This is a genomic window from uncultured Tateyamaria sp., from assembly GCF_947503045.1.
Taxonomy (GTDB): Bacteria; Pseudomonadota; Alphaproteobacteria; order Rhodobacterales; family Rhodobacteraceae; genus Tateyamaria.
This window is the reverse complement of sequence record NZ_CANNCF010000003.1, coordinates 383,771-398,612: the sequence shown is the minus strand read 5'-3', so window position 1 is coordinate 398,612 and position 14,842 is coordinate 383,771. Positions and strand designations below refer to the sequence as shown.

11 protein-coding genes are annotated in these 14,842 nt (G+C 61.5%); 8 read left to right on the top strand and 3 right to left on the bottom strand.

All coding sequences use genetic code 11. From position 1 onward, the window contains the following. Positions 1–37: 37 nt before the first annotated feature. Positions 38–1,138 (bottom strand): DUF4147 domain-containing protein, encoded by a 1,101-nt coding sequence (locus Q1A89_RS15735; RefSeq protein ID WP_299730283.1) that lies wholly within the window; start codon positions 1,136–1,138, stop codon positions 38–40. Positions 1,139–1,367: 229 nt separating this feature from the next. Between Q1A89_RS15735 and Q1A89_RS15730 the strand changes: the two genes are divergently transcribed. The 4 genes from Q1A89_RS15730 to Q1A89_RS15715 all read left to right on the top strand — a co-directional run bounded on the left by Q1A89_RS15730 (position 1,368) and on the right by Q1A89_RS15715 (position 9,434). Beyond that, positions 1,368–4,547: an Ig-like domain-containing protein gene (locus Q1A89_RS15730; protein WP_299730280.1), complete on the top strand. Its 3,180-nt coding sequence runs from the start codon at positions 1,368–1,370 to the stop codon at positions 4,545–4,547. Positions 4,548–4,783: 236 nt separating this feature from the next. Continuing rightward, positions 4,784–6,019, top strand: a complete 1,236-nt coding sequence (locus Q1A89_RS15725) for a TolC family protein (protein WP_299730277.1) — start codon at positions 4,784–4,786, stop codon at positions 6,017–6,019. After that, positions 6,016–8,256 (top strand): ATP-binding cassette domain-containing protein, encoded by a 2,241-nt coding sequence (locus Q1A89_RS15720; RefSeq protein WP_299730274.1) that lies wholly within the window; start codon positions 6,016–6,018, stop codon positions 8,254–8,256. Before Q1A89_RS15725 ends, Q1A89_RS15720 begins: the two co-directional genes overlap by 4 nt. Next, complete coding sequence (locus tag Q1A89_RS15715) at positions 8,253–9,434, top strand: HlyD family type I secretion periplasmic adaptor subunit (protein ID WP_299730271.1); 1,182 nt, start codon at positions 8,253–8,255, stop codon at positions 9,432–9,434. The genes Q1A89_RS15720 and Q1A89_RS15715 overlap by 4 nt, the downstream gene beginning before the upstream one ends. Positions 9,435–9,501: 67 nt before the next feature. Here the strand turns inward: Q1A89_RS15715 and Q1A89_RS15710 are convergent, their stop codons facing one another. After that, the gene (locus Q1A89_RS15710) at positions 9,502–10,167 is read right to left on the bottom strand and encodes a YafY family protein (RefSeq protein WP_299730268.1); all 666 of its coding nucleotides are present in this window, start codon (positions 10,165–10,167) and stop codon (positions 9,502–9,504) included. Between the two features lie 74 nt (positions 10,168–10,241). On the opposite strand from Q1A89_RS15710, the gene Q1A89_RS15705 reads away from it, so the two are divergent. Together Q1A89_RS15705 and Q1A89_RS15700 are read left to right on the top strand one after the other, a co-directional pair. Beyond that, positions 10,242–11,102: an isocitrate lyase/phosphoenolpyruvate mutase family protein gene (locus Q1A89_RS15705; protein ID WP_366524501.1), complete on the top strand. Its 861-nt coding sequence runs from the start codon at positions 10,242–10,244 to the stop codon at positions 11,100–11,102. After that, positions 11,102–11,653: a pyridoxamine 5'-phosphate oxidase family protein gene (locus Q1A89_RS15700; RefSeq protein WP_299730262.1), complete on the top strand. Its 552-nt coding sequence runs from the start codon at positions 11,102–11,104 to the stop codon at positions 11,651–11,653. The genes Q1A89_RS15705 and Q1A89_RS15700 overlap by 1 nt, the downstream gene beginning before the upstream one ends. A gap of 35 nt (positions 11,654–11,688) precedes the next feature. Here Q1A89_RS15700 and Q1A89_RS15695 read toward each other — a convergent pair whose 3' ends face one another. After that, a complete protein-coding gene (locus tag Q1A89_RS15695) occupies positions 11,689–12,732 on the bottom strand; it encodes a substrate-binding domain-containing protein (protein ID WP_299730259.1) in 1,044 nt (347 codons plus the stop codon). Positions 12,733–12,831: 99 nt separating this feature from the next. On the opposite strand from Q1A89_RS15695, the gene Q1A89_RS15690 reads away from it, so the two are divergent. Both Q1A89_RS15690 and Q1A89_RS15685 read left to right on the top strand, forming a co-directional pair. After that, positions 12,832–14,361, top strand: coding sequence for a tripartite tricarboxylate transporter permease (locus Q1A89_RS15690; RefSeq protein ID WP_299730256.1), 1,530 nt, complete (start codon positions 12,832–12,834; stop codon positions 14,359–14,361). Then, positions 14,358–14,822, top strand: coding sequence for a tripartite tricarboxylate transporter TctB family protein (locus Q1A89_RS15685; protein ID WP_299730253.1), 465 nt, complete (start codon positions 14,358–14,360; stop codon positions 14,820–14,822). The genes Q1A89_RS15690 and Q1A89_RS15685 overlap by 4 nt, the downstream gene beginning before the upstream one ends. Positions 14,823–14,842 lie beyond the last annotated feature (20 nt).

Sequence of the window (14,842 nt, the reverse complement as noted above, 5' to 3'; positions counted from 1 at the left end):
GTTTGCTGTGCACTGCGCCGGAGTCAAGCCCGCCGGTTCAGTCCTTGATCGCGATCAGCAGGTCGGCGACATTCGTACCCGTCGGGCCGGTTGTGACCAATGCACCGCGTGCCTTGAGCCATGGGTAGGCGTCCGCGCGGGCCAGAGCATCGGCGGCGCTGTCGTCCCATGTTGTGCCATCGATCAGCGCGCCCGCCGCATCCGTGGGCCCGTCGGTGCCATCGGTGCCTGCCACCAGAATGCGCAGACCTGTCGTTCCTGCGATCTCGCGCGCGAGGGTCAGGGCCAGCGCCATATTGCGCCCGCCCTTGCCGGGGTCGGGGGGCAGGATCACCACCGGCTCGCCGCCCAGCACCATCAGGCCTGCAGGGGCTGAAAGCAGTTGCGCGCGTAGTATGGGGATCAGTTCAGAAAGCTCGCCATAGAGCGTTTCGGCGTTCTGGGTGACGGGCAGGGTGCTGGCCGCTGCCACCGCGTCGCGCGCGATGGTGTTGCTGGCGACGATATGCGGGTGAAAGTCAAAGGGGCAGTCGGCGGGCGCATCCGCGATGCCCGACCCAATGGTGGCCAGCGCATCCCCTTCGACGTCCGACAGGGCGAGCGTCGTGACCCGCGCACCGCCAAATCCGGCCAGCAGCTTGCCCCCCTTGATCTGCGAGCGTGACGCGCGGTGCAGGTTCATGGCGGCAATCGTTGCACCTGAGGCCAGCAGCGCGTCGGTGCTGCCCATCACATCCTGCAGGCTCAGACCGTCTGCAGGCACTTCGGCCAAGGCGGAGGCGCCACCCGAGACCAGCATCAGCAGATGGGTGTCCGCAGCGCAGTCCGCGATCTCTGCCTGCAAGGTCAACCCTGCCGTGAGCGAGGCGGCGTCCGGCACAGGGTGGGCGGCCTCATGCACCCGGGCGTGGGATGGGGCGCCTTCGGCATGGTCATATTTGGTGACAATAAGGCACGGGACATCCGGCCACGCCTCGCACGCAGGTTGGGCCATGGCCACGGCCGCCTTGCCCACCGCGACGATACGGTCCGGTCTGGGCACAAGACCATCCGCAATCGCACGGGCGACAGCCACATCACCTCGCACGGCCCGCACACCAGCCTGCCAGAGGGACAGGATATCGTCGGTCTTTTCCATGGCCAAATCCTCTGTTTGTCCGGGTCTACAAGGCGAAACGAGTCTCAATCGCCACAACATCTACCCGGAGACGCGCTAAATTGTGACCCGAGGTCAAAAAGACTCTATCCCTTGATTCGCGATTCCGCTATGAAGTAGCCAAGAAAATTGTGTGAGCACGGCGAATAATGCTGGCCGCACGTAAAACATTGGATCGCGAAACGCGGCCAGAGGCGAGAGTGGTGTTGGTATGAAAGCGATTGATTTCGTTGTCCGCGATGGTGCGGGCGCTTTGCAGCGTGGAAATGTTCCTGTCGATCAGGACACAACGGTGGCGCTGACAAGTGGGCAGGAAGTTTCCTTTAATCTGAGGCAGATCGACCTAGCCGGTCAGCAGCGCAACGGTGATGACCTGATCATCACTCTGGTCGATGGCCGCACGATCACTCTTGAGAACTATTTCAACGATGCGGGTCCGACAAACCGGCTGTTCATCTCGGCGGATGGCTATCTGAACGAGGTTGTGTTTGTCGAAACATCCGATGGCGCATTGTTCGCGCAATACGGACCAACCGAGCAGTGGGGCAAGTGGAGCCCGTCGGACGATCTGATCTATCTGGGCCGGACCGAAGTTGCGGCTGTCGGCGTCGGCGAGGAGGAAGAGGTGAGCAGCCTTGCGGCGGGCCTGCTGGGCGGTCTTGGCGCCCTTGGTGGCGGCGGGGCAGCCGCGGCTGCGGCAGCCGTTGGCGGCGCGGCCCTGCTGGGCGGCGGTGGCGGCGGTGGCGAGGGCGGCGACGCCCCTGCAGGACCCGCAGCCCCGACCGTGGACAATGTGGGCACAACCACCGAAATTGGCGGTGACGATACGACGACCCATGTCTTTGTCGTCTCGGGCACGGGCGAACCCGGCGATACAGTCGAGGTCACTGCAGGCGGGTCCGTTCAGAGCACAACCATCGACGAAAACGGCGCATGGTCCGTGACATACGAGGGGTCGACCTTCCCCGCGGATGGCACAGCGGAAACAAGCGTGGTCTTCACCCATGGTGGCGGCGGCGAAACAACCCTTGCCGGCCCTGTCTTTGTCATCGACACAACCGGCCCTGATGTCGCTGTGACCACGGGCGTGGAAAGTACGGGCCACGTGGTGAACGGGGCAGAGCTGTCGGACGGCGTGACGCTGACCGGCACGGGCGAGGCTGGAGCTGCGCTTGCCATCACCATCGCAGGTGTCACGCGCAATGTGACGGTGTCGGAAACCGGCACTTGGACGGCCACATGGCAGTCCGGCACACTGGCCGAGGGCGAATATTCGTCGGATGTGACCATTGTCGCCACGGATTCCTTTGGCAACACCACTACGGTCACGGATGTTCTGGTGGTCGATACCATCGCGGAACTGTCCCTTGTAACGGCCACGGTCGAAGGCGACGGCGTGATCAACGCCGAAGAGGCTGCAGACGGGGTCACCCTGACCGGCAGTGCACAGCCCGGATCAACGGTTGAGGTGACCTTCAACGGCGTCACACAGCCCGCAACAGTGGACGGCTCGGGCGGCTGGACGGCGACATTCCCGCCATCGGCCATTCCATCCGGCGAGACCGAAGTGACGGTCACCGCCGTTGCAACCGATCCGGCGGGCAACAGCTCGTCCGCGAGCGGCACCGTGACGGTCGATACCCTTGTAAACACGTTGCAATTCACCTCGACCTCGGGCGGAGCGGACGGTGTGATCAACGCCGCCGAGGCCGCCTCGGGCCTTGTTGTGACAGGCCTCACCGAGCCGGGCTCAACCGTTGTGGTCACGATGGGCGACGCGGTCACCACTGCCGTGGTCGCCGCCAACGGGTCCTGGACCGCGACCTTCTCGAGCGCTGCGATCACTCCGGGCACCTATTCGACGCAAGTGACAGCCACTGCGACGGACGCCGCGGGCAACACGCGCAGCATCAATCAGGCCGTGGATGTCGACACCGAAGCGAGCATCCTGACCATCGCAGGCCCGATCGAGGGCGATGACGTCGTCAACGGGGTCGAAGCCAGCGATGGTGTTGTGCTCAGCGGCAACTCCGATCCCGGCGCGCTTGTCAGCGTCACGATGAACGGCGTCACCCATCAGGCCGTGGCCAATGGGGCGGGCGTCTGGCAGGCCTTCTTTGCCGCCAATGAAATCCCCGAAGGCACCTATCAGGCGCAAATTTCGGCCACCACCACGGATGCGGCTGGCAACACGGCCACAGCCAGCGACACGGTGCAGGTGGACACGCGGGTGGACAACCTGTCCCTTTCTGCGGATGCTATCGAGGGCGACAACGTCATCAACGCGGTCGAACAATCCGACGGTGTCGTGCTGACCGGCACAACCGAGCCCGGATCGACCGTTCTGGTCACCATGGGCGCGCATACCGTGCAGGCCATCGTGGATGCGCAAGGCAACTGGCACGCACCCTTCACACCGGCGCAAGTGCCCTTGGGCGAATACACCACCGATGTCAGCGTCACGGCCACGGATCTGGCGGGCAACGTGGCTTCGGTCAGTGACACCGTGCGGGTCGACACGCTGGTCAACGAGTTGAGCATTCAGGACACCGTGACATCCGATGACGTGATCAGCGGCGCCGAAGCGCGCGGCGGCATCTCGCTCGGTGGTCAGGTTGAGGCCGGATCGACCGTCATGGTCGATTTCAATGGCACCGTGCTGGCAGCCGTGGTGGATGCGCAGGGCAACTGGTCGCTGGCCATTCCGCCCTCGGCCATTCCGGCGGGCACCTACGATGCGGCGATTACGGTCATGGCCACGGATTCCGTTGGCAACACCGACACGATCAGCGACACGCTGGCCATCGACACCGAGGCCCCCGACGGCCCCGTTATCGCCAGCTACACCCGCGCAGGGGACGGCATCCGCGGCATTTCGACCGAGCAAAGCGATGGCGATCTGAGCGTGGCACAGGTCAACTCCAACGGCACGATCAGCGATGTGGCGGCCACGCAAGTCGACATCGATGTGCTGAACGAGACGAACTTCCAGTTCGCAAGCAACGTGCCCGACGGATCGCATCTGATCGTGAATTCGACCGATGCAGCAGGAAACACCAATGGCACCTACGTGGTTCTGGACGACGAAAGTGCCAACAGCGCGATTGATTTGTCCAACCCGGCGCTCGGCAACTACCAGATCGAGGCGGTCGAGCTGCAATTCGCGGAAGAGGCCAACCTGACCATCACCGAGGCGCAGCTTTTGGGGCTGTCGGATGCGACCAACACGCTGACTATCCATGGCGGGGCGGACGACACGGTGACCATCGCCGGGGCCAGCCGCACCGGCAGCGTGAACATCGACGCACAGACCTATGACGTCTATTCGCTGGGCGCCGAAGGCACTGTCATCTTGGACGATGATATCACGGTCAACACGGCTATCGCTTAAGAAACAAACGAAATTATCACTGGGCAAGACCAACAAAAACAAAAAATCGAGCATTCCAGAAAGACAAGAGGCGCGGACCGGATCTCCGCAACCGCGCCCACCCTCACAACGATAAAAACCCGAAACGGGACCGGACTATGAGGCAAGGTGGTATCAAGTTGGCGACAGTGTGTGTCGCGGCAAGCTTGCAGGCAGGGTGCATGGGCAGCACGGGCGGCGTGCCATTCGTTTCGCGAATGAACACGGGCGCGAATGTGACAACCGCGCAGCCCAGTGCCGCGCTGCTCCAGACTCCGACAAAGAACGACGAAAAGCTGAACAGCGATAGCGTGGTGCTGCAGGGGCTGTTGAACCGCGCCTCTGTTTTGCCCTCGGGCAGTGCCTATGAGCGCGTGACAACCGGCGTTCTGGCCGCCAACGCGCGCGCTGCGGAAACCGAATTGCGCGCCGCCCGCCTGCGCGCCTCTGCCGCGTCGAAAAACTGGCTGCCCACGATTGGTCCGCGCGTCAGCCTCAACTCGCTGGGTGACATCATCAGCCAGATCGTTGTGGATCAGGTGATCTTTGACAATGGCCGCAAAAAGGGCGAGCGCGCCTTTGCCAAGGCCGATGTCGAGGTCGCCGCTGTTGCATTGGCCGAGGACACCAATGACCGCGTGGCAACCGGGCTCGACCTCTATCTCACCGCCGCCGAGGGGCGCGAGGCCGCCCATTTGCACCGCGCCACACTGCGCGAGATGGAGCATTTCGAATACATCATGTCCGAGCGGGTCCGGGGTGGGGTCAGCGACATGTCTGACCTCAACGTGATCCGCCAGAAACTGTCTGAAATCCGCGCCTCGATTGCAGCAAGCGACGAGGCGGCGGCGACCGCATTGGCCGAGTTGAACGCGATGTCCATCGCCCCACAAAACGATGTGCGCGGGCTGGAAGGATTGAGCATCAGCGCCTCTGCCGCGCAACCGCTTGCCGTGACACGAGCCGAGGCGGAAAAAGAGCGCGACATCGCGCAGGCCCAGATCGACCGCGCCAGCCAGCTGCCGGGGATCAGCGCGCAGGGCGCGTTGGGTGAGAACAGTGGTGCCGGGATTACCGCAGGGGGCACGGCCCTAGGTGTTGGTACACCGGCGCGCCTGCGTGCCATCGAGGCCGCGCGCGAGGCTGCCGGCCGCCGTGTGGCCCAAGCCAATGAAGATGCCAACCGCACCTTGCGCAAGCTCGAAGGACAGGTTGCCGCCAAAGCCCGCCAAGCCGGTGAGGCCCGCGGACTGACCGCGCAGGCCAAGGCCAACCTTGATCTGTTCCGCGCCCAATACGAGGCCGGACGCCGCCCGGTGATGGATGTGGTTGGCGTTTACGAGACCTTTGCCGCCCGCCAAACCAGTGAGGTGGCCCTCAAATACGAGGCCCTGCGCCTGCAAATCGAACTGGCGCGCGTACAGGGCGTGCTTGTGGACGGAGATCAGATTTGACCGCCAAGCGCCCCTTTACCCTCACGATCAAGAACGGCAATGGCGCGACGATCAGTGCCGGCCCGGTGACGGCGCCCGAGACCAAGCCAGCCGACAATGCCAACCACTTTGACGACCGCCTGCGCGCGCGCGCGGATGTTTCGGTCGCCTATGCGGGGTTGCTTGGGGTCTCGACTGCGCAGCGGGACGTCTTTGATACCCTGCGCGCCCAGACCCGTCCCGGGGCCAGCGACAACGTCGAGGCCCAGGCCCTTGTCGCCGGATTGCAGGCCGCTGGGCTGGTGGCGCAGGTGCAGCAAGTCACCCGGCTGCGCACGGATCAATGGCCTGCGCTCGCCTATATGACCAGCGGGCAGGTGGTGCTGGTGCTGGGTCTCACGCGCGGCGAGCTGACCATCTACGACAAGACTTGCACCGACAACCGCGCCCATGTGCCGGTCAAGGAATTCCTCCCCTTCTTTGCCGGGTTGCTGGTGCGGGCCGAGGCGCCGCTGTCGCGCGTGGCCGAAACCCATCAGGCCAAGGGGGCCGCGCCGCACTGGTTCTGGGGTGAATTCCACCGCTTTCGCAAAGCCTTGGGCGAGATTGCTCTGGGGTCCTTTGTCGCCAACCTGCTGGCCGTGTCCGTGGCGCTGTTTTCGCTGCAGGTCTATGACCGTGTAATCCCGCACCAGTCCGAGGCGACGCTTTGGGTGCTGGCCGTCGGCGCATGCCTTGCCCTGTTGCTTGAGGCGTTTTTGAAAATCGCACGTGCGCGGTTGATGGATGGCGCAGGGCGTCAGATCGAGTTGAGCGTGCTGACCCTGCTGATGCAGAGGGTGATGGGCATGCGCTCGGATCTGCGCGGGCAATCGCCGTCGATGACATTCTCGGCGATGCGCGAGTTCGGCTCGGTACGCGAATTCTTTACCGCCTCGACCATCGGCACCATCGCTGACATCCCGTTTATCTTTGTCTTTCTTCTGCTTGTCGCGTCCATCGCAGGTCCGGTCGTCTGGGTGCTGATCCTTGGTGGGGCACTCATGGTTATCCCCGGCTTCTTCCTGCAAAAACGGATGCTGCAATTGACGCAGGACACTCAAGGGGCCTCGGCCAAGTCCTCTCGCCTGCTGCACGAGGCGATATTTGAGCGCGACACGGTCAAGACCCAGCGCGCCGAGGACCGTGTGATGCGTCTTTGGCAGGAGCTGACGACGCTGAGCGCAATGAAATCGTCCGAGCAGCGGCGTCTTGCCTCGGTCCTGACCTTCTGGTCGCAAGGTGTGCAGCAAATGACCTATGTGGCGGCCGTGATTGCGGGCACATATCTGGTCTTTGCCGGGCAGTTCACGGTCGGATCGATCATCGCGGTGGGCATTCTCACCTCGCGCACTCTTGCGCCGCTCACCCAACTGGCAGGCACCATGGCGCGCTGGGGCAACGTTAAGGCGGCACTTGATGGGCTTGAGGCCATCGCAGAGGCTCCACAAGACGCACTGCCGGGCCGCACCTACCTGCGCCGCGACGCGCTTGAGGGGCATTTTGAGCTGCGCGATGTGCAGTTCCAATACGAAGACGACGGCGCACCGACGCTGGATATTGGGGCCGTCCAAATCAGGCCGGGCCAGAAGATCGCCGTGATGGGTGCAAACGGGGCGGGCAAATCCTCGCTTCTCAAGCTGCTGTCGGGTGTGTATGCGCCCACCAAGGGCCGCGTGCTGATCGACGGGACCGACATGGCCCAGATCGAGCCGCGCGACCTGCGCCGCCTGATTGGCTATCTGGGACAGGACGTGCGGCTGTTTTCGGGCACGCTGCGCGACAACCTGAACCTCACCCTGCTGGAACGGGACGACAACCGTTTGATGGCCGCACTCGATTTCGCGGGGCTTGGGCCCTTCGTCAAGGAGCACCACAAGGGCCTCGATCTGGAAATTCTCGACGGCGGGCAGGGCCTGTCCATCGGCCAGCGCCAGTCCATCGGCTGGGCGCGGCTGTGGCTGCAGGACCCCAGGATTTGCCTGCTGGATGAACCGACGGCGGCACTGGATCAGACGCTTGAGGCGACATTGGTCAGCCGACTGGAAACCTGGATGGCTGGGCGCACCGCCATCATCGCCACCCACCGTGTGCCGATCCTGCGCCTGACCAACCGCACGCTGATCCTGCAAAACGGACGGATGACCATTGACGGACCCCAGGACAAGGTGCTGGCCCATCTGGGCACGCCCGTCCCGCTGAAGGGCAAGATCGCATGACCATGGCCCCGACCAGTCTGGGTGCGCAGCTTGAGGCCGACATGCATGGCCCGGCCCGCATCATTTACCTGTGCGGCGTGGCTGTGGTGGTGTTTGTCCTCTGGGCCGCCTTTGCCCATGTGGACGAGATCGTGCGCGGGCAGGGCGAAATGATTTCCTCGTCGCGTCCGCAGATCATCCAGAACCTCGAAGGCGGCATTCTGGCCGAGCTGTCCGTGGGTGAGGGCGACATCGTCAACCGCGGCGACGTGCTGGCGCGGCTGCAAAGCACTCAGTTCCAAAGCCAAGCGGATGATCTGAATAACCAGATCACCGCGCTGACCGTGCGCCAACTGCGGCTTGAGGCGGAACTGGCCGGGCAATTCGATTTCAACGTTCCCGAAGGGTTGGGCGCGAATATGCAAGGCCTGCTCGCCAGCGAACGCGCGCTGCTCAATGCCCGTCAGACCGATTTCCTGTCCCGCCGCGAGGGCGCGCAGCGGGTGCTGGATCAGGCGGCCAAGGAACGTGCCCTGCTTGAGGACCTGCTGGAGCGCAACATCGTGGCGCTGATCGAAGTGACCCGCGCCCGCAAGGCCCACGCCGATGCACGCATCAAGCTGGACGAGATCATGACCCAGACCGAGCTTGAACGCGCGCAGGCCTATTCCGATACGCTCAAAGAGTTGAACACACTGCGCCAGAACCAGAAGGCGGCGCAGGACCAGTTGAACCGCACCGTGCTGGTCAGCCCGATGCGCGGCGTGGTGAACAACCTGTCGGTGACCACCATCGGCGGCGTCGTGCGTCCGGGTGAAGAAATCCTGCAAATCATACCGCTGGACGAAGAATTGTTCGTCGAAGCCCGCGTGTCCCCCAAGGACATCGCAGGTGTCCGGGCAGGGCAGGAGGCGACGATCAAGCTGAGCGCCTATGACTATACGATCTACGGCTCACTCAAGGGTGAGGTCCGACTGATCTCGGCAGACACGTTCAAGGACGAACGCAAGGCGGATGGCGATCCGCATTACAAGGTGACACTGCGCGTGGATACGTCTGATTTGTCCGAGCGCCAACGCAGCATCGCGATTCGTCCGGGCATGCAGGCAGAGGTGGAACTGCATACCGGGTCGAAGACGGTGCTGCAGTACCTGTTGAAGCCGCTTTACAAGTCGCGCGAGGCGTTTCGCGAACCCTGAGCAAGCCACCGCTTTGCCAGAGCTCATCGCTGAGGTGACATGCTGTCCAACAGGGGTCAGCCGACGCTCACAGCCATTCAGAATAGCTTTTGATCCAGTCCTGGCGCAGTCGATCTCCGTCGCCCAGGAACGTTTCCGGCAATACGCTATAGGATGAAATCCGGTCGGGCCGAAAATGCCGGAAATCGTTTCTCAACTCGCACCACCCGGCAAGGACGATAGCGTCCGAGTGGTAGGCGATGGCAATTGGCAGAATTGTGCGCTCGCTTTCGGTCTCGTCGGCCCTGCGATAGGTGATCCGCAGCTTTTGCTCCTCGCGGATCGCTCTGCGCACATCGGACAGATCGATGGATTTGGGCTCTTCCGCCCCATAGCTTGACGCGAACAACGTGCTGCTGAGCGGTGTCGCATCCGCCAGTTTTTGCGCAGCACTGCGGGCCGCGCGTTTCAGCCCCTTGTCCCCGGTTCTGGTGATCATGGCCAAACCGACGGTGATCGCCTCGGCCTCTTCCACATCAAAGTTGATTGGCGGAAGGTCAAAGCCGGAGCGCATGATGTACCCGACACCGGCCTCGCCTTCGATTGGGACCCTGAGCGCCTGAAGAGAGGCAATATCGCGGTAAACGGTGCGCTTGGTGACTTCCAAATCCTCGGCGATCTTCTGTGCCGTGCAGGGCCGGTCAGAATTGCGAAGCAACTGGATTATTTCGAACATCCGGACTGAACGACCCATCGAATTCTTCCTTCCCGCTTTCGTGTTTTTGGCACCCTGCTGAAGACTGCTGACACATACATGTCAGCATAGAGATGCTAGTGGTGAGTTGCACTCATCCAGTCAAGTCAGGACAATTCCAGATGTCACAGAGCTTTCGAGAACTACACGCGCGCGGAAATCCATTCGTTTTGGCAAATGCCTGGGACATAGGGACGGCCCGCCTGTTTGCCGGTCTGGGCGCACAGGCCCTTGCTACGTCATCTGGTGCGCATGCGTTTACATTGGGTCGTTCTGACCTTGGGACCGTCACGCGAGACGAGGCGCTTGCCCATGCAGAGGTGATCGTGTCGGCCACCTCGCTTCCGGTATCCGGTGACTTTGAAAACGGCTTTGGCGATGCGCCTGACATTATGGAAGAAACGGTCAGGTTGTCTGCAGAAATTGGACTGGCGGGTATCTCGATCGAGGACATGTCGCTGCCCGACTCTCAGCCTTACGGGTTTGACCTAGCGGTCGAGCGTATCCGGGCGGCCAGCGCTACGGCCAAGGCGCTGCCAAAGGATTTTGTGCTTGTCGCTCGGGCGGATGGGTTCATGCACGGCGCATATGACCTTGATGAGGCGATCAGGCGCATTCAGGCCTTTGAGGCGGCGGGCGCGGATTGCGTCTATGTCCCCTATTTGAAGGATCTGGAGACGGTCACAAAGGTCTGCAACAGCGTTTCGGTCCCGGTGAATGTCGGGATCAGCACGGTGGAACATGTCAGCCTGCAGGATTTCGCAGGTGCGGGTGTTGCGCGGATTTCGCTTGGGATGGCGATGGCAACCGCGGCAAACACTGCTGTCTACAACATATCAACCAGCATCTTCGGGCATGGGGATTTTTCCGGATTGGGCAGCAACCTGTCTTACGAGATAATCGACATCTGTGTGACAAGAGGAGGAGCGAAATAGTGGGCATCCGGACACATAAACTGACCAGCGCGTTCACCGCCTTCATCGAGAAACAAGTCATGTTTTTCGTGGCGACTGCGGCGGCGGATGGGCGCGTCAATCTCTCTCCGAAAGGCATGGATTCGCTGCGGGTTGTCTCGGATCAGAAAATCGTCTGGCTCAGCCTGACAGGAAGCGGAAACGAGACAGCCGCGCACCTGTTGCAGGACCCGCGCATGACGCTGATGTTCTGCGCATTTGAAGGGGATGCTCTGATCCTGCGCACCTATGGCACGGCTTCGGTCGTCCATCCGCGTGACGCCGAATGGAACGACCTCTATGCGTTGTTTCCGGACTTTGCCGGTGCACGCAACATCTTCGTCCTCGATGTCGATCTTGTCACGACATCCTGCGGCACGGGCGTTCCAGAGATGTCATTGGTGCGCAGTAGAGGAGAAGAGGAACTGGAGCCGTGGTACGCGGATTTGGGTCCGGCGAAGGTGGAAGAGTTCTGGGGACGGAAAAACCTTGTCAGTCTGGACGATCGACCGACGGGAATTTTCGAAACCTGAAATGGACGGGGTTATGAGGGCTGATCCTGCGAATATCATAAATGACCGGCTTGCCCCGGCGGACCGCTCGATTTTCTGACGATCAGTTCGGGCGCGCAATGCAGGCTCACGTTCGGGGCCGAGGCCGGGTCAATGATGGCTGTTGCCAGCGCTTGGCCCGTTTCATAGCCGATGCGCCGGGCTGGAAGCCGGACCGTCGACAAGGATGGCTCGATTTCGGAGGAGCCTTTGAAATCACCGATCCCCACAACGCTCACATCATCCGGCACGACAAGCCCGCTGGCCGCCGCCCCAAAAAGCGCGCCGGTTGCCAGAATATCATTGCCACAGATTAACGCGGTAGGACGTTCAAATTGGGAAAACAGCCGCTGGGCATCCTGCTTTGAGTCCGAGATGCTGTAGAGTGTAGTGAGCATCCACTCATCCGGCACGGTGACGCCAGCGGATCGAAGCGTGGCGAGAACAATCTCGCGTCTGGCCAATGCGCGGTCATTTCCGTGGGTGGGCGGGAACATGCAGGCAATGCGGCGGTGACCCAAGGACAAGACATGCTCGGCGATCAATTTGCCTGCCTGTTCGTTGTCGGCACCAATAGACGGGTAGCGCGAGGCCGTCGCGTAATTCCACATCAGGATGCAGGGTATTTCCTGGCTGTCCAGCAGTTGGAAGACCGCTTCGTCATGATCGAGCCCGGTCAGCACAACGCCGTCAACGCGGTGTTCCAGAAACTTGCGCAGAATGGCGTATTCACGCTGCAGGTCGTATCCGTGAGAGGCGAGCAGGATCGTAAAGCCTTGTGCCGCGACGGTATCCGAGAACGCCTGCACAACTTCGGCGAAGATGGCGTGATCCAATGTCGGGATCAGAACGCCGATGGTGCCAGACCGGATTCCGTGGATCGTCTGTGCGGCGCGATTGCGAATATAGCCGGTGCGGCGGACCGCGGAATCAATACGTTTGCGTGTTGCGGATTTGAGCAATTCGGGATGATTGAAATAGCGTGACACGGTCGATGGCGAGACGCGCGCGGCCTTTGCCACGGCGAAAATATCTGCCTTTTTAGATTTGTTATCAGGCATTTAATCAACCAGTTCAGCGAATTTATGAAAACATTTGCAAAACTATTTTCATCGCTTAGCGTAGTTGGTCAAGCCTAAGTTTGGGAGGAGTTGGGCCAGATGGAGTTCCTGTTTTACATGGGCGACGTGTTCACCCCGATCAATTTCGGGTTGCTGTTGCTCGGGACCATCGGCGGCCTGATTTTGGGGGCGACGCCGGGGCTTTCGCCGACGATGGCGGTCGCGTTGCTGATCCCATTCACCTTCAAGCTGGAGCCGCAGCAGGGTCTGATCCTGTTGGGTGCGGCCTATACGTCCACTGTTGCGGGTGGGGCGGTCAGTGCGATCTTGCTGAAGATCCCCGGCGCTCCGGCCAATATCGCCACCACGCTGGATGGGCACACGATGGCGACCAAGGGGGAGGGCGCGAAGGCGCTGCAACTGTCCTTTATCGCCTCGGCCATCGGCGGGCTGTTCGGCGTGTTTCTTTTGATCTTTCTCACGCCGGTTCTGGCGCAATGGGCGCTGGCCTTTGGGCCGTCGCACCTGTTCTGGCTGGCGATCCTTGGTGTGACGGTGATTGGCACGCTGGATTCCAGCTCGGTCGTCAAGGGACTGCTGTCGGGCTGTATCGGTCTGTGGCTTGCGACCATCGGGTTTGACGACATCATGGGCGCACAGCGCTTTATCTTTCATTCTTCCGTGAGCGGCGGCATCAACGTCATCCCGGCGCTGATCGGGTTGTTTGCGATCCCGCAGGTGATCACGATGTTCACCAAGGGCCGGCGCAGCGACGATGCCGAAATCATCACGGTCCAGAAACACCCTATCCGTCTTGCTTTTGTCGAGGTGTTTAAACGCAAAACCGCCCTCGCGATTGGTACGACCACCGGGTCGATCATCGGTTTGATCCCGGGTGTCGGGGGGCAAATCGCGGGCCTTGTTGCCTATGACCAGTCAAAGAAGTTCAGCCGCGAAAGTGAAAAGTTCGGGACCGGCCACAGCGAAGGCGTGATTGCCGCAGAAAGTGCGAACAACGCGATGGTCGGGCCGTCGCTTGTGCCGCTTCTGACCCTGTCCATTCCCGGTTCTCCGACCGCGGCCGTGTTGCTGGGTGGTCTGCTGATCCACGGTATCTTTCCGGGGCCTGATCTGTTCATGAATTATCCGCAGGTGGCCTGGACGTTCATCGACTCGATGCTGATCGGGCAGCTTTTGATGTGCATCTTTGGCCTCTACATTGCCGGGTTGGCGGCGAGCGTGGCGCGGGTTCCTCATGCCGTTATGGCTGCTGTTGTTTTGGGGCTGGCCGTCTTCGGCAGCTATTCGGTGCAGAACTCGATGGGTGACGTCTATGTCATGGCGACACTTGGGCTTGCGATGTACTTCCTCGAACGGTTCGGGTTTTCGGCGGCACCGCTGGTCCTTGGCCTGATCCTTGGACCCATCGCCGAGGCGAACTTTATCCAAGGGTCGATGATCGCGAATGCGACGGTCGGCACCGGCACCTATTTCTTCACTGGCTGGTTGAACTGGTTGCTGATCCTCATCGTACTGGCCTCGATCAGCTATTCGGTCTGGATGGAGGTGATGGCGCGCCGCTACACCACCAAAGACGACGCCGTCGCAAAAGAGGAGGCGTTGTCATGACCGATCTGCCACGCAGCCAGCATATCATCGCATCCGGGCTGATCGCCGCCGTTGGCGTCAGCATCGCCTATATCAGTTTCACGCAGGAACCTGCGGATGCGTTCATCTTTCCGCGCCTGATCTCGTCCGTCTTTGCGGTTCTCGCCATTTGGACCTTTGCAAAGGCGGTCATGGGACGCACCAAGGTGGGCAACGGCATCAGCGGCGATGCGATGCGCAAAATGCTGCCCGGCTTGGTTGTCGCCATCTTCTACATCTACTGGGCCGCCAAGGGGCTTGGCTTTTACACGGCAACCACGGTGGCGTTCTTCGTGTTGCTTTCGCTTTACGACCCGGCTCCGCATTCGGACGTCAAAAGCTGGGTCAAACGCATCTTGATAACCGCTGGCTTCATGGCGGTCATGTACGGTCTTTTCGCGCTACTGCTGAACGTCTTCACACCGCGAGAGATCTTGTTCTGAACCGCAAGGGCGGCAGACTT

Bases quoted from the DNA above. Each gene is read 5' to 3' on its own strand.
- Q1A89_RS15685 (WP_299730253.1), top strand. From the start codon at position 14,358: ATGACCGATCTGCCACGCAGCCAGCATATCATCGCATCCGGGCTGATC.
- Q1A89_RS15725 (WP_299730277.1), top strand. From the start codon at position 4,784: ATGAACACGGGCGCGAATGTGACAACCGCGCAGCCCAGTGCCGCGCTG.
- Q1A89_RS15710 (WP_299730268.1), bottom strand. From the start codon at position 10,167: ATGGGTCGTTCAGTCCGGATGTTCGAAATAATCCAGTTGCTTCGCAAT.
- Q1A89_RS15705 (WP_366524501.1), top strand. From the start codon at position 10,242: ATGCTAGTGGTGAGTTGCACTCATCCAGTCAAGTCAGGACAATTCCAG.
- Q1A89_RS15735 (WP_299730283.1), bottom strand. From the start codon at position 1,138: ATGGAAAAGACCGACGATATCCTGTCCCTCTGGCAGGCTGGTGTGCGG.
- Q1A89_RS15695 (WP_299730259.1), bottom strand. From the start codon at position 12,732: ATGCCTGATAACAAATCTAAAAAGGCAGATATTTTCGCCGTGGCAAAG.
- Q1A89_RS15730 (WP_299730280.1), top strand. From the start codon at position 1,368: ATGAAAGCGATTGATTTCGTTGTCCGCGATGGTGCGGGCGCTTTGCAG.
- Q1A89_RS15690 (WP_299730256.1), top strand. From the start codon at position 12,832: ATGGAGTTCCTGTTTTACATGGGCGACGTGTTCACCCCGATCAATTTC.
- Q1A89_RS15715 (WP_299730271.1), top strand. From the start codon at position 8,253: ATGACCATGGCCCCGACCAGTCTGGGTGCGCAGCTTGAGGCCGACATG.